This window comes from Variovorax sp. RO1 (assembly GCF_002849325.1).
In the GTDB taxonomy this organism is placed as follows: Bacteria; Pseudomonadota; Gammaproteobacteria; order Burkholderiales; family Burkholderiaceae_C; genus Variovorax.
On the sequence record NZ_PKMT01000003.1, the window covers coordinates 594,456 to 619,291 of the forward strand.

The following is a 24,836-nucleotide window of genomic DNA, read 5'->3' on the forward strand; positions in this document are numbered from 1 at the left end:
GATGCCGCACCTAGAATCCGGGGCGCCTTTCACGCCGCTTAGAAACGCTCAGATTCCCTTGGTCGCCAGCCCGTACCCTGTTCCCATGCGTGATGTGATCCTGCTGGAAGATGAAGCCGTGCTGCGCGAAGAGTTGAGCGAGTTCCTGGCCGGCAGCGGCTACCGGGTCGATGCCGAGGCGTCGCTCGAAGGCTTCCACCGCACCTACGACCCGGCCCGCCACGGTATTGCGCTGGTCGACCTCGGGCTGCCCGACGGCGATGGCCTGTCGCTGATTCGCGAGCTGCGCGAACGCGGCGAGCGCCTGGGCATCGTCGTGCTGACGGCACGCGGCGGCGCCCGCGACCGCGTGACGGGGCTGGACATCGGCGCGGACTACTACCTGTCGAAAACCACCGACCTCGATGAACTGGCGGCCACGCTGGCGGCGCTGTCGCGGCGCCTGGGCGATTCGCCCGCCGCGGTGCCGGCCGACGCCTGGGTGCTGGAGCTGGGCCCGCGCCGACTGTCGCCGCCGGGCTTTGCGCCCATTGCGCTGTCGGAACAAGACCTCACGGTGCTGCACGAGCTGATGCGCAGCGGCGGCGAAATTGCCAGCCGCCAGCAGATCGTGCAGGCGCTGGGCGAGCACTACCTGAGCTACGACCAGCGCCGCCTCGACACGCAGATTCGCCGCCTGCGGCGCAAGGTCAGCGAGGCCACGGGGCTGGTGCTGCCGATCAACACGGCGCGCAACGCCGGCTACCGCTTTCACGCCAAGACGCTCATCCGGCGCTAACCCGGCGCGGGTCGGGTGCCGGTCCGGTGCTCAGAAACGCTCAGTTTCATTTCGATACCCGCCGCTAATCTGCGGCACAGGCAGCGACTTGAGGCACGGATGAAGGCATGAGTGATCTCGCCAGGACAACTTCTTATGTGGTCCCCTACGTGGTCCACGTCAAAGGCCAGAACTTCACTTTGAAGGATGTCATGGTGGCCGCCGACATCTACCGGCTGCGGATCGAGGAGCAGATCGGCGATCCGCTGCGGGTCGTGCGCTGCTTCCAGGCCTGGTCGAAGGAGCGCCACCACGGCATCGAGCACCTGAACCGGACCGAAGCCAGGCTGGCCCGGGAATGGCTCAATGCGCAACATCAGGCCGACAAGGCCGCTCGACAGCTGCTGAGCTCGCCGCAGACCCTGGGCTTCGACTTCAGGCTGAGATAGGCGCCCTGCGCAGGCGCCCCCAAGTTTCTAGAATTCAGCGTCCGGCGACCCCGCGCCGGCGTCCGCGCCTTATCTGGAATAAGCAACCAACCGCCTCGCAACCCGCATGGATGCTGGTGAATAAGCTTATCCGCATAAGGCGCGAACCAAAAAATAGTTTGTTTCCATAAGGCGGGCTTTCAGAATCGCGGCTTCTTGCTGGGGCGCTGGACGCACCGCACTTCAAGACACATACGCACGATGTACCAATACACAGAATTCGATCGCCAGTTCGTTCACCAACGCGCTGCCCAGTTCCGAGACCAGCTCGAGCGCTGGCAAAAGGGCCGCCTGCACGAGGACGAGTTCCGCCCCCTGCGCCTGCAAAACGGCTGGTACGTGCAGCGCTACGCGCCGATGCTGCGCGTGGCTGTGCCATACGGCGAGCTGTCAAGCAAGCAGCTGCGCGTGCTGGCCCGCATCGCCCGCGAATACGACGAGCCTGAAGCCGAGGTCTACCGCAAGGCCATCGAGATTCAGGGGCAGCTCGGCAGCCACAAGCTGCCCACCCACTACGCCCACTTCACGACGCGCCAGAACGTCCAGTACAACTGGATTCCGCTGGCCAAGTCGGCCGACGTGATGGACCTGCTGGCCTCGGTCGACATGCACGGCATCCAGACCAGCGGCAACTGCATCCGCAACATCACGAGCGATGAGCGCGCCGGCGTTGCGGTCGACGAGATCGCCGACCCGCGCCCGTTCGCGGAAATCATGCGCCAGTGGAGCACGTTGCACCCTGAGTTCGCGTTCCTGCCGCGCAAGTTCAAGATCGCCATCACCGGCGCCACCGAAGACCGCGCCGCCACCGGCTGGCACGACGTGGGCCTGCACGTGGTGAAGAACGACGCCGGCGACATCGGTTTCCGCGTGCAGGTGGGCGGCGGCATGGGCCGCACCCCCATCATCGGCACCGTGCTGCGCGAGTTCCTGCCCTGGCAGCAGATCATGAATTACCTCGAAGCGGTGATTCGTGTCTACAACCGCTACGGCCGCCGCGACAACATCTACAAGGCGCGCATCAAGATCCTGGTGAAGGCTGAAGGCCAGCGCTACATCGACGATGTCGAGGCCGAGTACAAGCAGATCATCGAGCACGACGGCGCACCGCACACCATCACGCAGGAAGAGTACGACCGCGTGGCCGCCTCCTTCGTGCCGCCGACGCTGGCCACCCGCGTGCTGCAAAGCGCCGAAAAAACCGACGCCGAACTGCGTGCCTACGCCGCCGACGACGTCATGTTCGCGCGCTGGCTCGCCCGCAACGTCGACGCGCACAAGAACCCCGCGCTGCGCGCCGTCACGCTGTCGTTCAAGCGCCTGAAGCAGGCCCCTGGCGACGCCTCGGCCGACCAGCTCGACACCGTTGCCGAGCTGGCAGACCGCTTCTCGGCCGGCGAAGCCCGCGTGACGCACGACCAGAACGTGGTGCTGCCCTGGGTGCATGCCGAAGACCTGCATGCGCTGTGGCTCGCCGCCCGCGCCGCTGGTTTCGCCAGCGCCAACGTGCACCTGCTGACCGACATGATCGCCTGCCCCGGCGGCGATTTCTGCTCGCTGGCGAACGCCCGCTCCATTCCGATTGCCGAAGCCATCACCGAGCGCTATCAGGACCTCGACGAGCTCGACGACCTGGGCGAGATCGACCTGCACATCAGCGGTTGCATCAACTCGTGCGGCCACCACCACAGCGGCCACATCGGCATCCTGGGCGTCGACAAGGACGGCAAGGAGTGGTACCAGGTCACCCTCGGCGGCTCCGACGGCTCCGCGCTCAGCGGCGCATCGCAGGCCGGCAAAGCGGTCGGCCCCTCGTTCTCGGCGGCCGAAGTGCCGGGCGTGATCGAGGCCGTGCTCACCACCTACCGCGACACCCGCGAAAACGGCGAGACCTTCATCGACACCCTGCGCCGCGTCGGTCACGACCCGTTCAAGGCCTCGGCCAACGGTGCGCGATTCAAGGTGGAGGAAGCAGCATGAAAAAGACATTGAACATCCTGGCCGCCGAAGAACACATCGACGACGGCGACCCGAAGGTTTTGCAGCTCGCCAACGACGCCGATCCGCTCGCCATCGAGGTGTGCCTGGCCGACATCGAGCGCATCGACCTGAACTTTCCCAAGTTCACCGACGGCCGCGCCTACAGCCAGGCCTTCCTGCTGCGCCGCCGCCTCGGCTTCACGGGCGACATCCGCGCCACGGGCGACGTGCTGATCGACCAGCTGGTGCAGATGGAACGCACCGGCTTCTCCAGCGCCGTGCTCAAGGAAGGCGTGGACGCCTCCGACGCACAGCGCCAGTTCGACCGCTTCGCCACGTTCTACCAGGGCGACGCAGTGAAGACCGCGCCGCACTTCGTGGCCGGCGCCTGAGCAGACAAGAGAGCCCCATGAGCATCGCCACCGACATCGACCTCGCACGCATCAACACCGACCTCGGCCGCAACGCCGCGGGCCTGGTGGACTGGGCCGTCGGCCTGGGCCAGCCCGCGATCATCACCACCAACTTCCGCCCGTTCGAGGCCGTGATCCTGCACATGGTCGCGCGCGCCAAGCGGGACGTTCCGGTGGTCTGGATGGACAACGGCTACAACACCGAGGCCACCTACCGTTTTGCCGACGAGGTGACGAAGCTCCTGGGCTTGGACCTGCACATTTACCTGCCGCGCCGTTCGCGCGCGCACCGCGAAGCGGTGGAAGGCCCGACGCCGGCGCTCGACGATCCGCGCCACGCCGCTTTCACCGAAGAAGTGAAGCTGGAGCCCTTTGCCCGCGCGCTGCGCGAAACGGCGCCGAAGGTCTGGTTCACCGCGCTGCGGGCCACCGACACGGCTGTGCGCGCGCAGATGGACCCGGTCAGCGTCAACCCGGACGGCCTCATCAAGGTCGCGCCGCTGCTGCACTGGTCGTCCAAAGAACTTTACGAATACTGCGAAGCCAACGGCCTGCCCAACAACTTCGATTACGTGGACCCGACCAAGGGCGAAGACAACCGCGAATGCGGCTTGCATCTGTCGCACTGAACGATCGATCTCCGCCTCCAGGACCCCATCCGATGAACGCCCGTACCGAAGCCGACCTGCTGCAGCCGCCCATGCATTCACCCGCGAACCTGTCCAACACGCACCTCGACGCGCTGGAAGAAGAAACCATTTTCATCCTGCGCGAAGTGGCTGCCGCCTTTGAGCGCCCCACCCTGCTGTTCTCGGGCGGCAAGGATTCGCTGGTGCTGCTGAAGTGCGCTGAAAAAGCCTTCGGCGTCGGCCGCATTCCCTACCCGCTGCTGATGATCGACACGGGCCACAACTTCCCCGAAGTGACGGCCTACCGCGACCAGCGCGCGCAGGAACTGGGCGCCGAACTCATCGTGCGCAGCGTCGAAGACTCGATGAAGCGCGGCACCGTGCGCCTGGCGCATCCGGGCGAATCGCGCAACGCGCACCAGTCGGTGACGCTGCTCGAGGCCATTGAAGAATTCCGCTTCGACGCGCTGATCGGCGGCGCGCGCCGCGACGAAGAAAAGGCCCGCGCCAAGGAGCGCATCTTTTCGCACCGCGACGCCTTCGGCCAGTGGCAACCCAAGGACCAGCGCCCCGAGCTGTGGACGCTGTTCAACACGCGCCTGGCCCCCGGCGAGCACTTCCGCGTGTTCCCGATCTCGAACTGGACCGAGCTCGACGTGTGGCAATACATCGAGCGCGAGAACATCGGCCTGCCGTCGATCTACTACACGCACAAGCGTGAAGTGGTCGAGCGCCGCGGCCTGCTGGTGCCCGTGACCGAGCTCACGCCGCCGCGTGACGGCGAAACCGTGCAGGTGCGCGACGTGCGCTTTCGCACCGTGGGCGACATCACGACCACCTGCCCGGTCGAGAGCCTGGCCGCAGGCGCGGGCGACGTGGTGCTGGAAACGCTGTCGGTCGACGTCAGCGAGCGCGGCGCCACGCGCATGGACGACATGACTTCGGAAGCTTCGATGGAGAAGCGCAAGAAAGACGGATATTTCTGATGAGCACGACGACGGCAACCCTCGACACCACCGCCCTTCACGGCGACACCGGCACCGCCCTGCGCTTCATCACCTGCGGCTCGGTCGATGACGGCAAGAGCACGCTCATCGGCCGCCTGCTGGTCGACAGCAAGACCGTGCTGCAAGACCAGCTGGCCGGCGTGCAGCGCGGCGGCGAAACCGACCTGGCCCTGCTGACCGACGGCCTCTCGGCCGAGCGCGAACAAGGCATCACGATCGATGTGGCGTACCGCTACTTCTCGACCGCCAAGCGCAAGTTCATCATCGGCGACGCACCGGGCCACGAGCAGTACACGCGCAATATGGTCACGGCCGTCTCGGCCGCCGACGCGGCCGTCGTGCTGGTCGATGCCACCAAGCTGGCCTGGGCCGCCGAGGTCGAAGACGGCACGGTGGTCAAGCGCGAGCTGCTGCCGCAGACGCGCCGCCACACGCTGCTGGCCAACCTGCTGCGCGTGCAGTCGATCGTGTTCGCGGTCAACAAGCTCGACGCCATCGACGACGCCGGCCTCGCCTTCGAACGCATCTCGACCGCGCTGAACGCCTTTGCCGAAGCGGCCGGCGTGAAGGTCGCAGCCATCGTGCCGATCTCGGCCCTCAAGGGCTGGAACGTGGCCACGCGCCATGCCGACTGGGTCGGCTACGAAGGCCCGAGCCTGCTCGAGCTGCTCGAAGACCTGCCCGTGACCGCGCCGGACGAGGCCGTGCCCTTCGCCTTCCCGGTGCAGTGGGTCGAAAAGTTCTCGGCCTCGGCCGACACCTCGCAGGGCCGCCGCGTGTTCTGGGGCCGCGTCGCCTCGGGCCACGTGGAGCCCGGCCAGCGCGTCACCGTGCTGCCGAGCAACCAGACCGCCACCGTGGCCCAGGTGCTGAGCCACACGCGCCAACCCAAGAGCGTGCATGCGGGCCACAGCGCCGGCATCGTGCTCGACCGCGAACTCGACGTGTCGCGCGGCGACTGGCTGCTGGCGCCCGAGGCCTTCGAGCCCGTGCGCGAGATCACTGCCACCGTGGCCTGGCTCGACGACGAGCCGCTGGTCGCGGGCCGCGTGTACTGGGCGCTGCAGGGCCACCGTTGGGTCAAGGCCAAGGTGGCGCGCATCGTCGATCGCGTGAACATCACGACCCTCGAATCCGAGCCGGCAACCCAGCTCGAGGCCAATGCCATCGGCGATGTGGTGCTTGCGCTGCAGCAGCCGCTGGCCGTTCTGCCGTTCGCCCAATCGCGTGCGCTGGGGTCGCTGGTGCTGGTCGATACGGCCTCCCATCGCACCGCCGCCGCCGTGCTCGTGCAGACACCCGCCGCAAAGGCCTAAAATCTAGGGTTTTCCAGCCCCTTCTCCTGACGCTACAAGACAAATGACCCACGTCGTCTCCGAAGCCTGCATCCGTTGCAAATACACCGACTGCGTGGACGTTTGCCCCGTCGACTGCTTCCGCGAAGGTCCCAACATGCTGGTGATCGACCCGGATGAGTGCATCGACTGCGCCGTCTGCATCCCTGAATGCCCGGTCAATGCAATCTACGCCGAGGAAGACCTCCCGGCCGACCAGCTCGCCTTCATTAAGCTCAACGCCGAGCTGGCCCTGGCCGACGGCTGGAAGAGCATCACCAAGCGCAAGCCCGCCCTGCCCGAAGCTGAAGAGTGGAAGGACAAGACGGGCAAGATCTCGGAGCTGGTGCGCTGAGCCAGGCGCCCGCACCGATCGAGACCGACGCGCTGATCATCGGCGCCGGTCCGGTCGGCCTGTTCCAGGCCTTCCAACTGGGCCTGCTCGAGATTTCCTGCCACATCGTCGATGCGCTGCCCGCCGCGGGCGGCCAGTGCGTGGCGCTGTACGGCCACAAGCCGATCTACGACATTCCCGGCACCCCGGTCACCAGCGGGCGCGATCTGGCGCAGTCGCTATTGCAGCAGGTGGCGCCCTTCAAGCCGCAATTCCACTTCGGCGAGCAGGTTTCTACGCTGGCCCGCCAGGCTGACGACCGGCTCTTGCTGACCACCTCGGCCGGCACCGCCTTCCTCGCGAAGACGGTGTTCATCGCAGCCGGCGTCGGTGCCTTCGTGCCCAAGCGCATCACCGTCGACGGCATCGCGCAGTTCGAGGGCTCGACGCTGTTCTATCACCCCGATTCGCTCGACCGCTTCGCGGGCCAGACGGTGGTGGTCAACGGCGGCGACGACATCGCACTGGAAACGGCGATCGCCCTCACGGCCCTGGCCAAGCAGGTGACGCTGGTCCACCGCCGCGACGGCTTCCAGGCCGACGAGGCGAACGTGACTGCCATGCGCGCCCTCGTGGCCGACGGCAAGCTGGCCTTCCGGGTCGGCCAGCCAAGCGCCTTCGACGGCCAGCAACTGCAGATCACCACACCCGACGCCACCACGGTCGACCTACCGCTCGACGCGCTGGTCGCCTGCCTCGGCATTTCGCCGCGCCTGGGTCCCATCGCCGATTGGGGCCTCGAGCTGGAACGCAAGCAGGTGCCGGTCGACACCGAGAAATACGAAACCCGCGAGCCCGGCGTGTTCGCGGTGGGCGACATCAACACCTACCCGGGCAAGAAGAAGCTCATCGTCTGCGGCTTCCATGAGGCCACGCTGGCCGCCTGGGGCGCGGCGGCGCGGGTGTTCCCCGGCAAGGCGATACCGTTGCAGTACACAACCACCAGCACGCGGCTGCACGAGCTGCTGGGCGTGACTGGTACTACCCCGCGCTGAGCAGCGGCCGGTAGGCCTCGATGAAGCTGCCCACGGCAGCAACATAGCGGTCGATCTCCTCCGCCGACAACGGCAGCGAGAGCACGACGAATCCGCGCGGCGAGGTGTAGATCCCCTGCGCCAGCAGGTGGAAAAACAGCAGCTGCCGCAAGCGCCCGTCCACCACCGCCAGGTCGGCCACGCGCCGCACCTCGCCCCGCAGGAAATGCGCATTCATGAGCGAGCCCACGCCGGTGAACTGCATCGCGACGCCTTCACGCGCGCACAGTGCGTTGAGCCGTGACCGCATCGCCTCGCCGCGCTCGGCCAATGCCTCTGCCGCCTCGGGCGTGAACAGCTGCGTGAGGCCCGCATAGCCGGCCGCCATCGTCATCACGTTGTTGTTGAAGGTGCCCGAATGCGCGAGCGCCCCGGTGCGCGGATCGAACTGCGCCATCACGTCAGGGCGCCCACCGAAAGCGCCGAAGGACATGCCGCCGCCGATGTACTTGCCCAGCGTCGTGAGGTCGCTCCGGATGCCAAGTGCATTGGCAAGACCGTGCGGTCCCAGTCGCGAAGTCATCACCTCGTCGAAGATCAACAGCGCGCCGACCCGCGTGGCGCCGTCGCGCAGCGCCTGCAGGAACTCGCGCCCGCCCGGAATGCAGCCGCTCGCGCCCTGCATCGGCTCGACCAGGATGGCGGCGATGTCTGCTGCGTGCGCGTCGATCTGCGCGCGCGCCGTGTCCGCGTCGTTGTAAGGCAGCACGAGGAAGTCGAAAGGCACGGTCGTCGGCGACGGCTGGTCGCCGAAGCCGAGCACGCCGCCGTGGTAGCCGCCCGAGAACACGACGATCTTGCGCCGCCCCGTGAAGCGCAACGCGGCCGTGAGCGCCATCAGGTTCGCCTCGGTGCCCGAGTTGGTGAAGCGCAGCTGCTCGACCTGCGGAAAGCGCTCGCAGATCGTTTGCGCGAGCCGGCCTTCGAGCAGGTTGTGGCCCGTGAGGTTGATGCCGCCCTGCATCGCTTCGATGACGGCCTCGCGGATCTCGGGGGCCGAGTGGCCGTAGACACCGGCCGTGTACTCGGCGATGAAGTCGGTGTAGCGGTGACCATCGGCGTCCCAGAGCGTGGCGCCCTCGCCCTTCGCGATGGTGAGCGGGAACGGCGCGTAGAACAGCACCGAACGACTGTTGGCGCCGGGCATGTAGCGCGTCTGCGCCTCGAACCGGCTGAGGCTTTCAGGGTTGCCGTCGGTGAAGCGTTGATGGGCCTCGGCAAGGGCTTGGTCGATGGCGGTATCGGCAGCGGTCGTCATGGGAGACATCCTTTGGGTTGGCGTGCGCCTGGGGGGTCAGTGCACTTAATTGATCAATGCTCAATTAATAATATTTATACAATCAATTCACCCGCTGCACAATGCGCGCATCCATGAAGAAAAAAGCCCCCGAGCCTCGCCCCCGAACGGCCGGCCGCCCCGCCGGCGGTGCCGCGTTGTCGAAGCAGCGCATCGCCGAAGCCGCGCTGGCACACATCGACGCGTTCGGCCTCGGCGCCTTCAGCATGCGCGAGATTGCGGCGCAGCTCGGCGTGTACCCGGCCACGGTGCACTGGCACGTCAGCACGCGCGAAGCCTTGCTGGCCGAAGTTGCTGCCACGGTCATGGCGCAGGTCACGCCGCCCAAGGGCACGCTCGCCTGGCAGGCATGGATCGCCGAGCTGTTCCACCGCTGCCGCGCTGCCGTGCGGCAGCACCCGAACGTGGCGCAGCTGCTCGGGGCGCAGCTGGTGTCGAACGGCAGCCTGCCGACCGAGCTGGTCGAAGGTGTGCTCTGTGCACTGACCGAGGCCGGCTTCGACGGCGAACCGCTGCGGGAGGCCTACAACTGCGTGATCGCCGCGATGCTGGGCTTCCTGACGATGGAGTTCTCGCCCCTGCCCGCCGACAACACGCAGGCCTGGGCCGAAGAGCTGCGCGAGCGCGTCCACACGATCCGCCCGCTCGACCATCCCGTGCTCGCGCGCCACCTGCCGCAGCTGGCGAACCAGGCCTTCATCCTGCGTTGGGACAACGGCACCACCGTGCCGCTCGACAGCAGTTTCGAGCGGCACATCCAGATCACGATCGACGGGTTGGAAGCTTTCGCGCGCAGGCTCAAGCCGGCGCAGTGAGCGCGATGCGCAGCAGCGCGTCCTTCAGCCACAGCACGCCCGCATCCGAATTCGAGCGGCGGTTCCAGCACACGACCGAGCGGTAGCCCGGCAACTCGAAGGGCAGCGGGTGCACCGCGAGCCGGTCGCGAAAGCGCTCGGCCACACGCAGCGGCAGCACGGCGACATGGTCGGTCTGCGCCAGCAGGTCGACGATCTGGCCGAAGCTGGTCATGGCCACGCGCATGCTGCGCGTGCGCCCCTGCCGCGCCAGCACCTGGTCGATGAGGTCGTCGAGCGCCGAACTGCCGTAGCCCAGGAACACGTGCGGCGCTTCGCAGAAGGCGTCGAGCGTGGCCGCCTCGCCCAGCGTCGGATGGCCGCGTCGCACGGCGACCACGTAGCGGTCTTCGTACAGCAGCGCCGATTCGCAATCGCTCGGCGGCTGCAAGCGCGGCAGCACGGCCACGTCGAAGTCACCCTTGCGCAGGCGATCGGTGAGCGTGAGGAACGAACTGGTCTCCCAGTGCAGGCGAATGCGCGAGCCGCAGGCCACGAGTTCGTTGGCGAGCGTCGGCAGCAGCAGGTGGCTGGCGTAGTCGCTGCCCGAGATGCGAAAGATGCGCTGCGAGGACGCCGGCTCGAAGCCCTCGCCGGGCTCCAGCATCGCGGACAGGTCGGCCAGCACGCGCTCGACCTGGCCAGCCAGCGCATGGGCGCGCGCCGTGGGCTCCACGCCGTGGGCCGTGCGCGTGAACAGCGGATCGTCGAAGGTGTCGCGCAGCCGGTTGAGCGAGGCGCTCACCGCCGGCTGGCTCAGGAAGAGCCTGGTGGCCGCGCGCGACACGCTGCGCTCGCGCATCAGGGCATCGAAGGTCCGCAGCATGCCGACGTCGAGGCTGCGGATATCACGTTGGGCCATATCTCATATTCAAAGCTTCGAATTGCCCGCGGGGCGGGCTGTCCGTATCGTCCAGCGCACAAGTACAACACGACTGGAGACACGATGAATCGGTTCAGACCCTCGCCGCCCGAGGCAGACAAGACGTGCGCTACGCGCCGCCATGCACTCGGTGTTCTCGGTGCCGGCCTTGCGGCCCTCGCCGCTGGCCCCGCCTTCGCGCAGCCCGCGCCTTTTCCCAACCGCGTGGTGCGCATCGTGCCCTTCGGCTCGCCCGGCGGACCGATGGACGCCATCGCCCGCGTCTATGCCGAGAAGCTCAAGGTGCGCTGGAACCAGCCGGTGATCGTCGAGGCCCGCCCCGGCGCCAGCGGCACCATCGCGGCCGACGCCGTCGCCAAAGCGGCGCCCGACGGCTACACGGTGCTGCTCACGCTGCCGCTCACGCACATCAACAACGTGGTGCTGCAGCCCAAGCTGCCTTATGACCCGGTGAAAGACTTCGAGCCGCTGTCGCAGCTGGCCACGGGCGGCCCGATGCTCATCGCCCGCGCCTCGGCGCCCTTCTCCACCGTGCGCGAGTTCGTGGCCTACGCCAAGGCGCACCCCGGCGTTTCGTACGGCACCTGGGGCAACGGCTCCAACGCGCACCTGTTCGGCGAACTGCTGGCGCGCCAGAACCACATCGACCTGGTGCACGTGCCCTACAAGGCCGAGGCCGCCGCGCACAACGACATGTTCGGCGAGGCGCTGGGCGTGGCCTGGGCCAACCCCGCGACCGCACGCGGCCTCGCACAGGCCGGGCGCATCAAGGTGCTGGGCATCACGGGCCGCCAGCGCGTGCGCTCGATGCCCAACGTGCCGACCTTCACCGAACAGGGCTTTGCAGGCTTCGACCTCGACAGCTGGATCGGCGTGTATGCGCCCGCCCGCACGCCGCAGCCCGTGCTCGACGAATGGTCGCTCGCACTGCGCGAGATCACGAAGCTGCCCGACATCCAGGAGCGCCTGGCGGGCTACGGCTTCGAGCCGCTCGGCAGTACGCCCGCCGAATTCCGCGCCGGCTACAAGGCCGACTTTCCCCGCGTGGCGGACCTGATCAAGGCCGCAGGAGTCACCCCCGAATGAGCGCCGTCGTCCCTTCCTCTGCCACTTCCGAGTGGCAACCCATCGCCTTCGACACCGGCACCGCCTACGGCCGCAAGACGCCGAGCCACAAGCCCGAGCTGACCGAGGTCGGCGCCGGCACGCCCATGGGCGAGCTGCTGCGCCGCTACTGGCACCCCATCGGCCTGACCGCCGATGCCACCGACACGCCGCGCCAGGTGCGCGTGCTGGGCGAAGACCTGATCCTGTTCCGCGACAAGCGCGGCCGCGCGGGCCTCGTGCACTGGCGCTGCGCGCACCGCGGGGCGTCGCTGTACTACGGGCGCGTGGAAGAAGAAGGCATCCGCTGCTGCTACCACGGCTGGATGTTCGACGTGCAGGGCCACTGCGTCGACCAGCCCTGCGAACCCGAAGGCGGCGCGCGCAGCCGCGGCCGCGTGCGCCAGCCCTGGTACCCGGTGCAGGAGCAGTACGGCCTGATCTGGGCCTACCTCGGCCCGGCCGACAAGAAACCCGTGCTGCCGCGCTACGACTGCCTCGAAACCATGGACGAGGGCGAGACGCTGGAGGCCGACGGCAACAGCATCGGCGGCGGCGGGCCGCAGGTCATTCCGTGCAACTGGCTGCAGCACTACGAGAACGTGGCCGACCCCTTCCACGTGCCCGTGCTGCACGGCAGCTTCAGCGGCACGCAGTTCGTGGCGCTCATGGGCCAGATGCCCGACGTGAGTTTCGAGAGCACCGAGACCGGCGTGACGATCACCTCGATCCGCACGCTCGAAGACGGCCGCACCTTCCGCCGCGTGGCCGGCCCCGTGCTGCCGACGCTGCGCGTGGTACCCAACCCGCGCGTGGCCACCTACGGGCGCGTCGAGTCGATCGGTTGGGTGCTGCCCATCGACGACCACAGCTTCCGCATCTACACCGTGGGCCGCGTGAAGACCCCCGGCGACCTGTCCCGCATGCGCTCGCGCCTGAACGGCAAGCTGTGGGAAGAGCTGACCGAGGCCGAGCACCGCGCCTTCCCTGGCGACTACGAGGCGCAGGTGAGCCAAGGCGCCATCACCGCGCATTCGGAAGAGCACCTGGCCTCGTCGGACCGCGGCATCGTGATGCTGCGCCGGCTGCTGCAGCGCCAGCTCGATGCGGTGCGTGAGGGCCGCGATCCGGCGGGCGTGAGCTTCGACCCCGCAGCGCCACCCGTGCAGTTCGAGGCCGGCAACTTCCTCGTGCCCAAGGAGTGAGCGACGTGTTGAGTGCGGGCATCGCGGTGCGGGTGGCGCGCAAGACGGTCGAGGCCGAGGGCGTGGCCGGCTTCAGGCTGGTGCCCGCCGACGGCGAGCGCCTGCCGGCCTTCACGCCGGGCGCGCACATCGACGTCGCATTGCCCGGCGGGCTGGTGCGCCAGTATTCGCTGTGCAACGCATCGGCTCTGGACGATGGGCACTACGAGATCGGCGTGCTGCGCGACGCCGCATCGCGCGGTGGCTCGCGGGCGATGCACGACGCCGTCCACGAAGGCTCGGTGCTGCAGATCAGCCCGCCGCGCAATCTCTTCGCGCTCGACGAAAGCGCAACGCACAGCCTGCTGCTGGCCGGCGGCATCGGCGTGACGCCGTTGCTGTCGATGGCGCAGCGGCTGGCCGCGCTGGGCGCCGACTTCGCGCTGCACTGCTGCAGCCGATCGGCAGCGCGCGCGCCCTACCGGCGGCGACTGGAAGACAGCACGTTCGCGGACCAGGTGTTCTTTCATCACGACGACGGCCCGTCCGCGCAACGCCTCGACCTTGCTTCAGCCCTCGGCAGTCCGGCCCCAGGCAGGCATGTCTACGTCTGCGGCCCTACAGGCTTTCTCGAGGCCGTGCGCACGACCGCGCGCGCCCTGCACTGGGCGGACGCACAGGTGCACTTCGAGTCGTTCACGGGCGCTGCGCCGCCGGCTGACGGACATGGGAGCTTCGAAGTCGAACTGCACCGATCGGGCCGCGTCGTTCACGTCCCCGCGACGATGACCGTGCTGGACGCACTCGCCGCCGAGGGCGTCGAGATTCCGGTGTCGTGCGCACAGGGCGTCTGCGGTACCTGCCTCACGCGCGTGCTTGCGGGCGAGGTCGCGCACCACGACCTCTATCTGACACCCGCCGAGCAGGCGGCCAATGACTGCTTCCTGCCCTGCTGCTCGCGGGCCATCTCACCGAGGCTGGTGCTCGACCTCTAGCAGCTCGTAGAGCACCATCCGCGTCTGCCGCCCGCGCAGCTCAATCTGCTCCTCGATGCGCCGCGTGGCCAGCCGCCCCCCAAGCCCTTCGAAGGTTGTCTCGGACATCAGCGTGCGCGTCCCCAGCTGCTTGTTGATGCCCTCGATGCGGCTCGCCGCGTTGATCACGTCGCCCAGCGCGGTGTACGACAGCCGGTCGCTCGACCCGAGCACACCGGCGATCACGACGCCGGTGTGGATGCCGATGCGCGTGCGGAAGGGTTGCAGGCCTTCCGCCTGCCACCGGCGGTTGAGCTCGTTCATCTCGGCGTGCAGCTCGAGCGAGGCCACGCAGGCCTGATGTTCCGCGTCCGGCAGATCGGCGGGCGCGCCCCACAGCACCATGATGCCGTCGCCCATGAACTTGTCGATCACGCCGCCGTGTCGCGCAAACACGCGGGTCGCGAGGTTGAAGTAGTCGGTCAGCTGCCGCATCAGCACATCGGCCGGCATCGATTCCGAGATGCCGGTGAAGCCCTCCACGTCGGTGAACATCGCAGTGACGCGTCGCGGCGAACCGTTGGGTGCGAGCGCGTGCCCTTCGGCGATGAGCTGGCGGATCACGTCCACCGGCACGAACTTGCGAAAGGCCCGCAGGCTGCGCGCGGACTCGTCCAGCGCCTGGTTCAGGTGCTGGATCTCGAGCACGCGGCTGGGCTCGCGCGGCAGGTCGTCCAGCTCAAGCCGCCCGATGCGCCGCGCCGTGCGCGCGAGGCTTTCGATGGGCGCCGTCACGAGCTTCGACAGGCGCAGCGAAATGAAGAGCGCGATCGCCAGGAACGCCAGCACCAGCAGCAGCGACCACAGCACGTTGCGATGCAGCGCACCCATCAGCGCCTCTTCGGGCTCCCAGCTGACCAGATGCCAGTCGGTGGCCGGAATGCGCGAGGTCTGCACCTGGTAGTGCATGCCCTCGTGCACGAGCGCGAAGGCCATGTCTTCGGTCCAGTCGCGGCTGCCGTTGGCCAGCATGTGCGTGTGCAGCGCACCGAGCACGCCGTCGTCGGGGTCTTCGAGCTTGCGCACCGAGTGCGGATGGTCGCTGCGCGCGATCACGTGGTGGTCGGCGCTCAGCAAAGCGCTGTGGCCGTGGCCCGTGCCGCCGAACAGGCGCACGAGGCTGGAGAGATGCCCGAGCGACACGCTGGCGACTGCCACGAAGGTCTGCGTGACGCCCTCCTCGTCCTGCCGTCGGCTCGGCCGTGCGTGGCTCACGCCCAGCTCCTTCATCGAAGGCAACACGTAGGGCGCGGTCCACACAGCGCGCCGCGCCTTCTCGGCCTGCGTGAACCAGTCCTGGTGCACCGGGTCGTCTTCGCTGCGAAAGGCTTCGATGCGCGTCGTCTCGTAGCGCCGCCGCGGGTCTTCGTCAGCGTCGCTGTTGGGTGGCGACTTGTACTCCCAGGTCTCGGTGCTGAACTTTCCTTCGCGCAGCACCTGCCGCACCACCGGCACGGGGTGGCGCATGGCCATCAGGAAGTGGCCGTCGCCGCTGCCCACACCGATGCTGTCGATCTCGGGCGTCTGCTCCAGCGCGGCCCAGAGCAGCTCGGCGGTCTGCTCGCCGTCGTGGCCCGCCGGGTGCAGGTCGGGCGTGTGGGCGATGGCGCGCACCAGCCCCTCGGTCTTCGCGAGGAAGGCGAGGACGTTGTCCTCGACGCGGTCGTGGTTGACCTTGTGCGCCGACTCGCCCACCTTCGACACCAGCTTCTCCGCGCCCCAGTAGCCGAAGGCCACCAGCAGCAGCGACTGCAGCAGTGCGACCGCGCAGATGATCGTGCCGACGTCGACGCGAAAGCGCCGCAGGCGCGCGTTGGGTGCGGGCGGCGATGCCGGCGGGTCCGGGTGCTTGCAGTCGTCTGTCATGTGCGGGGAGCCCTCCAGGGCATTCGAACGCGCCCTCGTGGCAGCAATTCTCACCCGGGCCGCGGCCCCCGCGAACGTGCGCGCGCAGGCTCAGCGCGACGGCTGCCAGGACTGCAGCAATGCCCGCGTCGCAGCGCAGCCCCGCGCGGCACGCTGCGCGTCGGTGAGCCCCGGATGCGTGCGCCCGGTCGGCACCTCGACGCCGACGGGAATGTCGCCCAGCAAGGCGTCCATGAAGGCCTTCAGCGGCAGCGCGCCCTCGCCGGGAAACAACCGCCCTTCGCGCGCCTCTGCGACGATGTGGGCGTCCGTCGGGTCTTCGTGCGGCGCATCGCACAACTGCACCGAACCCAGCGCACTCGCCGGCACCGCGCGCAACATCTCAGCCGTGCCCCCGGAGCGGAACAGGTGCAGCACGTCGATCAGCAACCGACCGTTGGGCCGCGCCGCGCGCTCGACGACCGCCAGCGCCTGCGGCAGCGTGCCGACGATGCGAAAGCGCATGAACTCCAGGTCGACGCCGAGGCCGGCCGCTGCCGCGATGTCGCACAGCGCACCGAAGTGGTCGACCAGGCGATCGACGTCGGCATCGTCGCCGGACACGTTGACCCGCCGCGCGCCCAGTTCCCCGGCCAGCGCCAGGTCGCGCGCGAAGTCGCTCACGCGCACCTGCGGCGTCAGCGGAATGAACTCGACATCGTGGACACCCACGCCGGCATCGGCCATGCGCCGGCGCCACACCGGCAACGTGGAGGAACTCAGCGGATAGGACACCGCGCCAGGTGCAGCAGGCAGGATGCGCAGCCCGACGTTCTGGTACCCGGCTTCGGCCGCCAGGTCGAACAGCGCGGGCGGCGGCACGTCGAGCACCGTCAGATGGGCCAATGAGAGCGGTGTCATCGTGCTACGCGTTGTGCAGCACCTGGCCGAGAAAATCGCGCAGCCGCTCGTGCTGCGGATTCACGAAGAACTCTTCGGGCGGTGCCTGCTCGACGATCTCGCCGCGGTCCATGAACAGCACGCGGTCGGCCACGCTGCGCGCAAAGCCCATCTCGTGCGTGACGCACAGCATGGTCATGCCCTCCTCGGCCAGGCCGATCATGGTGTCGAGCACTTCCTTGACCATCTCGGGGTCGAGCGCGGAGGTGGGCTCGTCGAACAGCATGATCTGCGGCGTCATGCACAGCGCGCGCGCAATCGCCACGCGCTGCTGCTGGCCGCCTGACAGTTGCGCCGGGTATTTTTTCGCATGCTCGGGAATGCGCACGCGCGACAGGTACTTCATGGCCGTGGCCTCGGCCTCGGCCTTGCCGGTGCCGCGCACCTTCATCGGCGCGAGCATGCAGTTCTCGAGCACCGTGAGGTGCGGGAACAGGTTGAACTGCTGGAACACCATGCCGACTTCGGCGCGCACGGCCTTCACGTTGCGCGCGTCCGCGCCGAGGTCGATGCCGCCGACCACGATGCGGCCCTTCTGGTAGGGCTCCAGCCGGTTGATGCAACGGATGGTGGTCGACTTGCCCGAGCCCGAGGGCCCGCAGATCACGATGCGCTCGCCCTTGCGCACGCGCAGGTTGATGTCGGTCAGCACCTGCACGGGGCCGTACCACTTGCTGACGTTCTCCATCGTGATGATGGTTTCGTCGCTGAGTGCGTGAGAGGAACTCATGGCAGTCGCTGCGTGGGCCATCGTCATTTCGTCACGACCAGCGGCAAGGCGCCCTCGCCTTCGCCCGAGGCCGGCAGCGCCTTGTCCATCTCTTGCCCGATCCACTTCTTGTAGAGCGCGCCGAGTTCGCCGCTCGCAATCTTGCGGCCGATGAAGTCGTTGATGTAGCCCACCCATTCGCGCTCGCCGGGCCGCACGGTGGCGCCCTGGAAGCCGCGGGCCACCACGAGCTTGACCTCGTACTTGCCCGCGCCCGCCACCTGGGCGATGGGGCCGAGCTGCGAGTTCGCCGCGCCGGCCAGGTCGACCTGCCCCGAGAGCAGCGCCTGCACGGCGGCGGCATCGTCGTCGAAGCGCTGGATGGTCGCGCCCGTTTTGGCCTGCGTCACGGACGAGTCCTGCACGCTGCCGCGCGGCACGCCGATGCGCAGGCCCTTGAGGTCGCCGTAGCCCTTCATCGGCGGCAGCGACACCTTGCCGATGAGCACGGTCTCCAGGTACGAGTACGGGCGCGAGAACAGCACGACCTTCTGCCGGTCGGGAAGGATCGTCACCACCGCCGCGAGCACGTCGACCTGGCCGGTGAGCAGCGCGGCTGTGCGATTGGCCACCGTGACCGGCGTGAACTCGGGCTTCACGCCGAGGTCCTTGGCGAGCATCTCGGCGAACTCGATGTCGTAGCCGGTCAGCTTGCCGCCCTTGTCGCTGAAGCCCCAGGGCACCTGGGCGACCTGCGCGCCGACTTTCAGCACGCCGGCTTTCTTGATGTCGGCCACTTTCTGTGCCTGTGCAAAGCCGCTCAGGGCAAGGCCCATGAGCAGCGTGAGTGCGGTGCGGCGGAGGATGGGTTGAAACAGCATGGTGTGCTCCTCGGGTGAGTGGATGCGGGACGTCCGCGGTTCTTGTGGTGGGAAAGGAAGTCAGTGGCCGTTGGCGAAGCGCTTCTCGAGCCGTGCGCTGTAGCGCGAGAGCGGAAAGCAGATCGCGAAGTAGCAGGCGGCCACCAGCCCGAAGGCAAGCAGCGGCTTGTAGGTGATGCTCGAGACGAGCTGGCCCGCACGCGAGAGTTCGACGAAACCGATGATGGCCGCGAGCGAGGTGCCCTTGATCAACTGCACCAGGAAGCCGACCGTCGGCGCGAACGACATGCGCAGCGCCTGCGGCAGCACGACGTGGCGCATGCGCGCGACGCAGCCCAGCCCGAGCGCGTCGGCCGCCTCGGTCTGTCCACGCGGCACAGCCTGGATGCCGCCGCGCCAGATCTCGCCGAGGAAGGCGCCGGCGTGCAGGGTGAGCCCCACGGCGGCGGCTACCCAGACGTTGACCTTCCAGCCGAGCACCGGCAAGCCGTAAAACACCAGGAACAGCTGCAGCAGCATCGGCGTGCCCTGGAAGAAGTCGATGAAGGCCGCGGCCGCCACGCGCAGCGCCTTCATCGGCGCGGTGCGCGCCAGGGCCACGAGCAGCCCTGCGAGGCTGCCGCCGACGAAGGCGATGGCCGACAGCATCAGCGTGGCCCCGAAGCCGCCCGCGATGACCCAGAACTCGGTGAGCGTGAAGTCGCGAATCATGGCCGTCTCACTTGGTGGGGTAGGAGAAGTACACGCGGTCGATCGCCTTGAACACGGTCGAGAAGACCGTCGACATCGCCAGGTACAACAGCGCAGCGACGATGTAGACCTCGAAGCTGCGGAAGGTGGCCGAGTCGATGTTCTGCGCCACCGAGGTCAGCTCTTCGGCGGAGATCGACGAGACGATGCTGGTGGTCAGCAGCAGCATCACGAACTGCCCGGTGAGCGCGGGGTAGATGGTGCGCAGCGCAGGCTTGATGACGATGTGGCGCAGCGTCTGGAACGGGCTCAGCCCGAGCGCGGCGCCAGCCTCGAACTGGCCGCGCGGCACCGACTCGATGCCGGTGCGCAAAATTTCTGCCGAGAAGGCGCCCAGGTTCAGGCTCAGCGCCAGCACGGCGGCCGTATTCGGCGTGAGGCTGATGCCCAGCGACGGCAAACCGAAGAAGACGAACAGCACCTGCACCAGGAACGGCGTGTTGCGGATCAGCTCGATGTAGCTCTGCGCCATCCAGCGCACAGCCGAAATGGTGGAGCGCTTGCCGAGCACGGCCAGCAGGCCGACGGCCAGGCCGATGGCCACCGAGACCGCCGACAGCCGCAGCGTCAGCCAGCAGCCTTCGGCGAAGGCTTCCCAATGCGGCAGCAAGACCGCGAAGTCGAATGTGTAGCGCATGGCGATGTGCTCTTGTCTCGTGGAGCGTTTCTTGTGGTGGATGTCTCTCGTCCGGGCTGGCGATCTCCGGTCGTCTCTTGCCTTCTTCACGCGGGGCCAGCCACCGCGTGCAACCCCGTGCCTACCTGGGCAGCAAGACGCGCTGCCCCGTGGCGGCGGCCTCGGTCACCGCCAGCGTGGCCTCGAGCGTGCGAAAGCCGTCGAGCGCGGAACACACCGGTTCTTCGCGGCCGTCGACCAGCGCCGCAAAGTGGCGCATCTGCTCGCTGTACGGGCAGCCGATGTGGACCACGGTGCGTTCCTGCGTGATCGGGTCGTGCCAGCCTTCGGCCGCCCCCTGGTCCTGGCGGTAGCGCCACAGCTCCAGGCGCGGCAGCGTCAGCGAGCCTTCGGTGCCCGAATAGAAATGCGCGTTGACGTCGTCCTGGCGCGGAAAGCGCTCGGCCTCGCCCGCGCTCAGGTCCCAGTTCCACGGTGCGGCGGTGGTGTCCGACACCGTGACCGTGCCGAGCGCGCCATTGCGAAAGCGCAGCGCGACCACGGCCGTGTCTTCGACCTCGAAGCCGCGCACGGCATTCGAGGCCAGAGCCTGCACGCTCTCGATCTCGCCGTAGAGGTGGCGCATCAGGTCGATGTCGTGGATCAGGTTGATCAGGATCGGCCCGCCGCCCGGCTGGCGGCGCCATGCCGCATCGAAATAATCGCGCGGCTTGAGCCAGGTGCACAGCACCGTGGCACTCACCGGCCGCCCCAGCGTGCCCGCACCGACGATGGCCTTGGCCTTGCGCATGATCGGGTTGTGGCGGCGCTGGTGGCCCACCAGCACCGGCAGGCCCGCAGCGCGCGAGGCCTCGCAGATGCGGCGGCCGTCTTCGAGCGTGTCGGCGATGGGCTTCTCGACCAGCACCGCCGCACCCTGCTCCAGGCACTCGACCGTGATCCGTGCGTGGGTCGCGTTCGGCGTGGCGACCACCACGCCCCGCGGCTTCGCCTCGGCCAGCAGGCTCGCGTGGTCGGGGAAACAGGGCACGCCCAGCGCGCGTGCGAACTCGGCGGCGGCGGGTGTCGGATCGGCGATGCCGACCAGTTCGACATCGGGGCACTTCAGGGCGCGGTCGATGTGGGTCTTGCCGATCAGGCCTGCACCGATGACGGCGACGGGGAGTTTGCTCATGGACCTTGTCTCTGTTTTGCCGGAATGGAGGCGAGTCTAGTAACAACACTCAGAACTACAATCCACCTCCTGTTGACTCGAAATCAACGAATCGTTGATAAAGAAACCGTGGACCTGAAAGACCTGGAAGTGTTCTGCGAGGCGGCCCGGCGCTCCAGCTTCGTGGGGGCCTCGCTCGAGATCGGCACGACCTCGGCGCACATCAGCAAGCGCATCGCCATCCTCGAATCGCAGCTGGGCGTGCGCCTCTTTCACCGGACCACGCGGCGCGTGGTGATCACCGAAGACGGCGAGCGCGCCTACCAGTGGGCGCGGCGCATCCTCGACGACGCCAACGCCATGTCGGAAGCCTTCAGCAGTGCCAAGGCCGAGCCCTCAGGGCTGCTGCGCATCGCCACCAGCCAGCGACTCGGGCGCGAGCACGTGGCGCCCATCCTGTCGGCGCTGGGCGAGCGCCACCCGCGCATTGAGGTCTGGCTCGAGCTGATGGACCGGCGCGTCGACCTCATCGCCGAGAACTTCGACCTCGACATCCGCGTGGGCGCCCCGACGCAGCCGCGCCTCATCGCGCAGCGCATGGTGGAGAGCCGGCGCGTGCTGTGCGCCTCGCCCGCGTACCTGGCGCAGCGCGGCCATCCGAAGACCGTGACCGAGCTCGCGGAGCACGAATGCCTGCTGTTCCGCGAACGCGACCAGCCCTTCGGCAACTGGCGGCTGATCGGCCCCAAGGGCATCGAGACAGTCAAGGTGACGAGCAAGTTCGGCTCGAACCACAGCGACGTGGTGCGCGGCTGGAGCCTCGACGGCAAGGGCATCTGCCTGCTGTCGGTCTGGGACGTGGCGCAACCGCTCATCGACGGGCGCATGGTGCGCGTGCTGCCCGCTTACCACGAGTCGGCAGACATCTGGGCGATGACCAGCACCCGCTCTGCGGGGTCGGCGAAGGTGCGGGTGTGCGTGGAGTTCTTGAAGAAGCAGCTGGCGAGCGGGCCGCATGCGTTGAACATCGACCCGCACAGCTGACAGGGCCGCCATGGGCTGCGTCGCCCGCGTGGAGTCTTTTGCCTACAATCCGGGTTCGCTAGGGGTGCTGCGCCGGTTTCGACCGGTGTGGCTGAGAAAGTCCCTTTGAACCTGACTGAGGTAATCCTCGCGCAGGGAAGCTGGTCCGGTGGCCTCTCACGTTCTCTCGCGTGACGGCCACGCCACTGGAGCCTCGCCCACCTGCCAAACCTTTTGCACTGGAGCAAACGGATGGCACACAACGACAACGACAGTTCCGCTTCGTCCGGCAACGAAGCGCTCACGCCCCTGCCCGCCTCCCGGCGCGTCTTCGGCTGGCACGACCACGCCTCGCTGTGGTTCAGCCTCGGCGTGGGGCTGCTGGTGATGCAGATCGGCGCCTACCTGGTGCCGGCCGTGGGCACGCGCGACGCGGCACTGGCCATCGTGCTGGGCTCATTGCTCGGCGCCGGGCTGCTGGCCTGGACCGCGCGGCTGGGCTGCGAAACCGGGCTGGCGAGCGCCGGCCTGATGCACGCCACCTACGGCAGCGCCTTCGCGCGGCTGCCGGTGCTGCTCAACATCGTGCAGCTGGTGGGCTGGACCACCTTCGAGCTCGTGATCATGCGCGAGGGCACGCAGGCCATCGGGCAACAGGCCTTCGGCGCGGCGCTGGGCACGGCCTGGGGCGGCGTGCTGACCACGCTGCTGTGGGGGGCGGTGCTGCTGGCGCTGCTCGCGGGTTCGATGGTCAAGCTGGTGCGCCGCTTCGTGAGCCGCTTCGGCCTGCCGCTGGTGGTGCTGTCGCTGCTGTGGCTCAGTTGGCAGTTCGCAACCCAGCTGCACGCCAAGGGCCTCGACGCCTTCTGGGCGCGGCCGGGCAACGGCAGCATGGGCATGTTCAGCGCGCTCGACCTCGTGATTGCAATGCCGGTGTCGTGGCTGCCGCTGGTGGCCGACTACGCGCGCCACGGCAAGCGCAGCGCGGGGAGTGGATTGGGCAGCGCGTTCAGCGGGACCTGGATCGGCTACGCGCTCGCCAACATCTGGTGCTACGCGCTCGGCGTGATGGTCGTGAGCGTGGCCGAGCCGGGCACCAGCCTCGTCATGGCGCTGCTGCTGGCGCAGGGCGGTCTGGTGGCGCTGGGCCTGATCCTCATCGACGAACTCGACAACGCCTATGGCGACGTGTACTCGGGCTCCGTGTCCACGCACAGCCTGCTGCCGCGCTGGAGCGTGAAGCGCTGGGGCCTGCTGCTGGCGGTGCTGTGCATCGGCCTCGCGCTGGTGCTGCCGATGCACACGCTCGAACCCTTCCTGCTGCTGCTCAGTTCGGTGTTCGTGCCGCTGTACGGCGTGATCCTCGGCCGACTGGGCTGCGGGAACGCCGTGTCGGCGGGCGGCACGCGCACCATCGACTGGGGCGCGGCGCTGATCTGGCTCGCGGGCATCGCGGCCTACCACGCGCTCGCCAAGTGGGCGCCGCAGTTCGGCTCGGCGCTGCCGACGCTGGTGGCGACTTTCGTTCTGGCGTGGCTCAGCCGGCCGACAGCGGCAAGCGGTGGGTCGGCACTGGCGCAAAGCCGTGGTTGAGCGGACCGTGGCCCGCGCCCACCTGCACATTCGCACCGGCGCTCATCGCGCCGAGGATGTACGCGCGTGCGCGCTCGACCGCGTCGGGCAGCGCCAGGCCCAGTGCCAGGTGCGCGGCGATGGCCGACGAGAGCGTGCAGCCGGTGCCGTGCAGGTTGCGGCTGGCGATGCGTTGCGACGCGAGCCGCTTGCGCGCGCCATTGCGCTCCAGCAGCACGTCGACCACCTCGTCGCCCGGCAGATGGCCGCCCTTGAGCAGCACGGCCTTCGCACCGAGCGCGAGCAGTTCGTCCGCCGCGCCGTCGAGCGCGTCGATGCCGCCGATGGCATGGCCGACCAGCAAGGCGGCCTCGTCGAGGTTGGGCGTGACCACCACCGCACGCGGGAACAGCTCGCGCACCAGCACCTGCACGGTCTCGGCCGCGATCAGGCGGTCGCCGCTGGTGGCGATCATCACGGGGTCGAGCACCACGTTCTTCAGCTGGTAGCGGTCGATGGCCCAGGCCACCACCTCGACCACCTCCGGCGCGTGCAGCATGCCGAGCTTGACGGCGTCGACGCCGATGTCTTCCACCACGGCCTGGATCTGCGCCTTCAGGAAATCGGGCGGCACGCCGTGGATGCCCGTGACACCGACCGTGTTCTGCGCGGTGAGCGCGGTGATGGCCGTCATGCCGTAGCAGCCCAGGGCCGCGAAGGTCTTGAGATCGGCCTGGATGCCGGCGCCGCCGCCGCTGTCGGAGCCGGCGATGGAAAGCACGCGTGCGTAGCGTTGGGTGGGTGCGGGGGTCATGTTGAAAATTATCGGCGAGTGCGCCGCACCTCTTTCTCCCGCCCCTTCCGGGGGAGGGTCGGGGTGGGGGCACGCGGCGTGTCCGTCGAGCGCTCTGCCC

25 protein-coding genes and 1 riboswitch are annotated in these 24,836 nt (G+C 68.3%); of the genes, 15 read left to right on the top strand and 10 right to left on the bottom strand.

What is annotated here, in order from left to right; genetic code table 11:
• The first annotated feature begins 85 nt into the window (after nucleotides 1-85).
• From CY658_RS19750 to CY658_RS19790, 9 genes are all read left to right on the top strand, one after another.
• Nucleotides 86-778 carry a response regulator transcription factor gene (locus tag CY658_RS19750; protein WP_101491797.1) on the top strand — a complete coding sequence of 231 codons (693 nt, stop codon included), beginning with the start codon at nucleotides 86-88 and terminating at the stop codon, nucleotides 776-778.
• Between the two features lie 107 nt (nucleotides 779-885).
• The gene (locus CY658_RS19755; RefSeq protein WP_143713719.1) at nucleotides 886-1,206 is read left to right on the top strand and encodes a hypothetical protein; all 321 of its coding nucleotides are present in this window, start codon (nucleotides 886-888) and stop codon (nucleotides 1,204-1,206) included.
• Nucleotides 1,207-1,446: 240 nt separating this feature from the next.
• Nucleotides 1,447-3,225, top strand: a complete 1,779-nt coding sequence (locus tag CY658_RS19760) for a nitrite/sulfite reductase (RefSeq protein ID WP_101491799.1) — start codon at nucleotides 1,447-1,449, stop codon at nucleotides 3,223-3,225.
• Nucleotides 3,222-3,617 (top strand): DUF934 domain-containing protein, encoded by a 396-nt coding sequence (locus CY658_RS19765; RefSeq protein ID WP_101491800.1) that lies wholly within the window; start codon nucleotides 3,222-3,224, stop codon nucleotides 3,615-3,617. Before CY658_RS19760 ends, CY658_RS19765 begins: the two co-directional genes overlap by 4 nt.
• A 17-nt stretch (nucleotides 3,618-3,634) precedes the next feature.
• On the top strand, nucleotides 3,635-4,267 hold the full coding sequence (locus tag CY658_RS19770; protein ID WP_101491801.1) for a phosphoadenosine phosphosulfate reductase domain-containing protein: 633 nt from the start codon (nucleotides 3,635-3,637) through the stop codon (nucleotides 4,265-4,267).
• A 32-nt stretch (nucleotides 4,268-4,299) separates the two neighbouring features.
• Complete coding sequence (gene cysD / locus CY658_RS19775; RefSeq protein WP_101491802.1) at nucleotides 4,300-5,253, top strand: sulfate adenylyltransferase subunit CysD; 954 nt, start codon at nucleotides 4,300-4,302, stop codon at nucleotides 5,251-5,253.
• Entirely contained in the window at nucleotides 5,253-6,590 is a 1,338-nt protein-coding gene (locus tag CY658_RS19780) for a sulfate adenylyltransferase subunit 1 (protein ID WP_101491803.1), read from the top strand. Before cysD ends, CY658_RS19780 begins: the two co-directional genes overlap by 1 nt.
• A gap of 43 nt (nucleotides 6,591-6,633) precedes the next feature.
• A complete protein-coding gene (gene fdxA / locus CY658_RS19785) occupies nucleotides 6,634-6,963 on the top strand; it encodes a ferredoxin FdxA (RefSeq protein WP_056580277.1) in 330 nt (109 codons plus the stop codon).
• Entirely contained in the window at nucleotides 6,921-7,997 is a 1,077-nt protein-coding gene (locus CY658_RS19790; RefSeq protein WP_101491804.1) for an NAD(P)/FAD-dependent oxidoreductase, read from the top strand. The genes fdxA and CY658_RS19790 overlap by 43 nt, the downstream gene beginning before the upstream one ends.
• On the opposite strand, the gene CY658_RS19795 is transcribed toward CY658_RS19790, so the two are convergent.
• A complete protein-coding gene (locus CY658_RS19795; protein ID WP_101491805.1) occupies nucleotides 7,984-9,294 on the bottom strand; it encodes an aspartate aminotransferase family protein in 1,311 nt (436 codons plus the stop codon). The genes CY658_RS19790 and CY658_RS19795 overlap by 14 nt on opposite strands.
• Nucleotides 9,295-9,407: 113 nt before the next feature.
• Here CY658_RS19795 and CY658_RS19800 point away from each other — a divergent pair, with 113 nt between their 5' ends.
• The gene (locus CY658_RS19800; protein ID WP_101491806.1) at nucleotides 9,408-10,148 is read left to right on the top strand and encodes a TetR/AcrR family transcriptional regulator; all 741 of its coding nucleotides are present in this window, start codon (nucleotides 9,408-9,410) and stop codon (nucleotides 10,146-10,148) included.
• Here CY658_RS19800 and CY658_RS19805 read toward each other — a convergent pair.
• Nucleotides 10,132-11,049, bottom strand: coding sequence for a LysR family transcriptional regulator (locus CY658_RS19805; protein WP_101491807.1), 918 nt, complete (start codon nucleotides 11,047-11,049; stop codon nucleotides 10,132-10,134). The two genes, CY658_RS19800 and CY658_RS19805, sit on opposite strands and share 17 nt — an antisense overlap.
• An 84-nt stretch (nucleotides 11,050-11,133) precedes the next feature.
• Here CY658_RS19805 and CY658_RS19810 point away from each other — a divergent pair, with 84 nt between their 5' ends.
• From CY658_RS19810 to CY658_RS19820, 3 genes are read left to right on the top strand one after another with little or no spacing between them, the layout of a single operon-like run.
• Entirely contained in the window at nucleotides 11,134-12,156 is a 1,023-nt protein-coding gene (locus tag CY658_RS19810; protein ID WP_101491808.1) for a Bug family tripartite tricarboxylate transporter substrate binding protein, read from the top strand.
• Nucleotides 12,153-13,379, top strand: a complete 1,227-nt coding sequence (locus tag CY658_RS19815; RefSeq protein ID WP_101491809.1) for an aromatic ring-hydroxylating dioxygenase subunit alpha — start codon at nucleotides 12,153-12,155, stop codon at nucleotides 13,377-13,379. The genes CY658_RS19810 and CY658_RS19815 overlap by 4 nt, the downstream gene beginning before the upstream one ends.
• A gap of 5 nt (nucleotides 13,380-13,384) precedes the next feature.
• Nucleotides 13,385-14,353 carry a PDR/VanB family oxidoreductase gene (locus CY658_RS19820; protein WP_101491810.1) on the top strand — a complete coding sequence of 323 codons (969 nt, stop codon included), beginning with the start codon at nucleotides 13,385-13,387 and terminating at the stop codon, nucleotides 14,351-14,353.
• On the opposite strand, the gene CY658_RS19825 is transcribed toward CY658_RS19820, so the two are convergent.
• From CY658_RS19825 to CY658_RS19855, 7 genes are all read right to left on the bottom strand, one after another.
• The gene (locus tag CY658_RS19825; protein ID WP_101491811.1) at nucleotides 14,327-16,258 is read right to left on the bottom strand and encodes an adenylate/guanylate cyclase domain-containing protein; all 1,932 of its coding nucleotides are present in this window, start codon (nucleotides 16,256-16,258) and stop codon (nucleotides 14,327-14,329) included. The two genes, CY658_RS19820 and CY658_RS19825, sit on opposite strands and share 27 nt — an antisense overlap.
• Nucleotides 16,259-16,348: 90 nt before the next feature.
• Nucleotides 16,349-17,158: a sugar phosphate isomerase/epimerase family protein gene (locus tag CY658_RS19830; RefSeq protein ID WP_101491812.1), complete on the bottom strand. Its 810-nt coding sequence runs from the start codon at nucleotides 17,156-17,158 to the stop codon at nucleotides 16,349-16,351.
• A gap of 4 nt (nucleotides 17,159-17,162) precedes the next feature.
• The gene (locus tag CY658_RS19835; RefSeq protein WP_101491929.1) at nucleotides 17,163-17,927 is read right to left on the bottom strand and encodes an amino acid ABC transporter ATP-binding protein; all 765 of its coding nucleotides are present in this window, start codon (nucleotides 17,925-17,927) and stop codon (nucleotides 17,163-17,165) included.
• A gap of 23 nt (nucleotides 17,928-17,950) precedes the next feature.
• On the bottom strand, nucleotides 17,951-18,787 hold the full coding sequence (locus tag CY658_RS19840) for a transporter substrate-binding domain-containing protein (protein ID WP_101491813.1): 837 nt from the start codon (nucleotides 18,785-18,787) through the stop codon (nucleotides 17,951-17,953).
• A gap of 60 nt (nucleotides 18,788-18,847) precedes the next feature.
• Nucleotides 18,848-19,495 carry an amino acid ABC transporter permease gene (locus CY658_RS19845; RefSeq protein WP_374221124.1) on the bottom strand — a complete coding sequence of 216 codons (648 nt, stop codon included), beginning with the start codon at nucleotides 19,493-19,495 and terminating at the stop codon, nucleotides 18,848-18,850.
• Nucleotides 19,496-19,505: 10 nt separating this feature from the next.
• Entirely contained in the window at nucleotides 19,506-20,174 is a 669-nt protein-coding gene (locus CY658_RS19850; protein ID WP_101491815.1) for an amino acid ABC transporter permease, read from the bottom strand.
• A 121-nt stretch (nucleotides 20,175-20,295) separates the two neighbouring features.
• Nucleotides 20,296-21,348 (bottom strand): Gfo/Idh/MocA family protein, encoded by a 1,053-nt coding sequence (locus CY658_RS19855; RefSeq protein WP_101491816.1) that lies wholly within the window; start codon nucleotides 21,346-21,348, stop codon nucleotides 20,296-20,298.
• Between the two features lie 108 nt (nucleotides 21,349-21,456).
• Between CY658_RS19855 and CY658_RS19860 the strand changes: the two genes are divergently transcribed.
• Both CY658_RS19860 and CY658_RS19865 read left to right on the top strand, forming a co-directional pair.
• Nucleotides 21,457-22,371 (top strand): LysR substrate-binding domain-containing protein, encoded by a 915-nt coding sequence (locus tag CY658_RS19860; RefSeq protein WP_257884931.1) that lies wholly within the window; start codon nucleotides 21,457-21,459, stop codon nucleotides 22,369-22,371.
• A gap of 50 nt (nucleotides 22,372-22,421) precedes the next feature.
• Nucleotides 22,422-22,526: riboswitch (TPP riboswitch) on the top strand.
• 76 nt (nucleotides 22,527-22,602) lie between these two features.
• A complete protein-coding gene (locus CY658_RS19865) occupies nucleotides 22,603-23,943 on the top strand; it encodes a purine-cytosine permease family protein (RefSeq protein ID WP_101491818.1) in 1,341 nt (446 codons plus the stop codon).
• Here the strand turns inward: CY658_RS19865 and thiD are convergent.
• Complete coding sequence (thiD, locus tag CY658_RS19870; RefSeq protein WP_101491819.1) at nucleotides 23,888-24,736, bottom strand: bifunctional hydroxymethylpyrimidine kinase/phosphomethylpyrimidine kinase; 849 nt, start codon at nucleotides 24,734-24,736, stop codon at nucleotides 23,888-23,890. The two genes, CY658_RS19865 and thiD, sit on opposite strands and share 56 nt — an antisense overlap.
• Nucleotides 24,737-24,836: the final 100 nt, after the last annotated feature.

Excerpts from the sequence above, each read along its gene's own strand:
- CY658_RS19750 (WP_101491797.1), top strand. The coding sequence starts at position 86 with ATGCGTGATGTGATCCTGCTGGAAGATGAAGCCGTGCTGCGCGAAGAG.
- CY658_RS19755 (WP_143713719.1), top strand. The coding sequence starts at position 886 with ATGAGTGATCTCGCCAGGACAACTTCTTATGTGGTCCCCTACGTGGTC.
- CY658_RS19760 (WP_101491799.1), top strand. The coding sequence starts at position 1,447 with ATGTACCAATACACAGAATTCGATCGCCAGTTCGTTCACCAACGCGCT.
- CY658_RS19765 (WP_101491800.1), top strand. The coding sequence starts at position 3,222 with ATGAAAAAGACATTGAACATCCTGGCCGCCGAAGAACACATCGACGAC.
- CY658_RS19770 (WP_101491801.1), top strand. The coding sequence starts at position 3,635 with ATGAGCATCGCCACCGACATCGACCTCGCACGCATCAACACCGACCTC.
- cysD (WP_101491802.1), top strand. The coding sequence starts at position 4,300 with ATGAACGCCCGTACCGAAGCCGACCTGCTGCAGCCGCCCATGCATTCA.
- CY658_RS19780 (WP_101491803.1), top strand. The coding sequence starts at position 5,253 with ATGAGCACGACGACGGCAACCCTCGACACCACCGCCCTTCACGGCGAC.
- fdxA (WP_056580277.1), top strand. The coding sequence starts at position 6,634 with ATGACCCACGTCGTCTCCGAAGCCTGCATCCGTTGCAAATACACCGAC.
- CY658_RS19795 (WP_101491805.1), bottom strand. The coding sequence starts at position 9,294 with ATGACGACCGCTGCCGATACCGCCATCGACCAAGCCCTTGCCGAGGCC.
- CY658_RS19800 (WP_101491806.1), top strand. The coding sequence starts at position 9,408 with ATGAAGAAAAAAGCCCCCGAGCCTCGCCCCCGAACGGCCGGCCGCCCC.
- CY658_RS19805 (WP_101491807.1), bottom strand. The coding sequence starts at position 11,049 with ATGGCCCAACGTGATATCCGCAGCCTCGACGTCGGCATGCTGCGGACC.
- CY658_RS19810 (WP_101491808.1), top strand. The coding sequence starts at position 11,134 with ATGAATCGGTTCAGACCCTCGCCGCCCGAGGCAGACAAGACGTGCGCT.
- CY658_RS19815 (WP_101491809.1), top strand. The coding sequence starts at position 12,153 with ATGAGCGCCGTCGTCCCTTCCTCTGCCACTTCCGAGTGGCAACCCATC.
- CY658_RS19825 (WP_101491811.1), bottom strand. The coding sequence starts at position 16,258 with ATGACAGACGACTGCAAGCACCCGGACCCGCCGGCATCGCCGCCCGCA.
- CY658_RS19830 (WP_101491812.1), bottom strand. The coding sequence starts at position 17,158 with ATGACACCGCTCTCATTGGCCCATCTGACGGTGCTCGACGTGCCGCCG.
- CY658_RS19835 (WP_101491929.1), bottom strand. The coding sequence starts at position 17,927 with ATGAGTTCCTCTCACGCACTCAGCGACGAAACCATCATCACGATGGAG.
- CY658_RS19840 (WP_101491813.1), bottom strand. The coding sequence starts at position 18,787 with ATGCTGTTTCAACCCATCCTCCGCCGCACCGCACTCACGCTGCTCATG.
- CY658_RS19850 (WP_101491815.1), bottom strand. The coding sequence starts at position 20,174 with ATGCGCTACACATTCGACTTCGCGGTCTTGCTGCCGCATTGGGAAGCC.
- CY658_RS19855 (WP_101491816.1), bottom strand. The coding sequence starts at position 21,348 with ATGAGCAAACTCCCCGTCGCCGTCATCGGTGCAGGCCTGATCGGCAAG.
- CY658_RS19865 (WP_101491818.1), top strand. The coding sequence starts at position 22,603 with ATGGCACACAACGACAACGACAGTTCCGCTTCGTCCGGCAACGAAGCG.
- thiD (WP_101491819.1), bottom strand. The coding sequence starts at position 24,736 with ATGACCCCCGCACCCACCCAACGCTACGCACGCGTGCTTTCCATCGCC.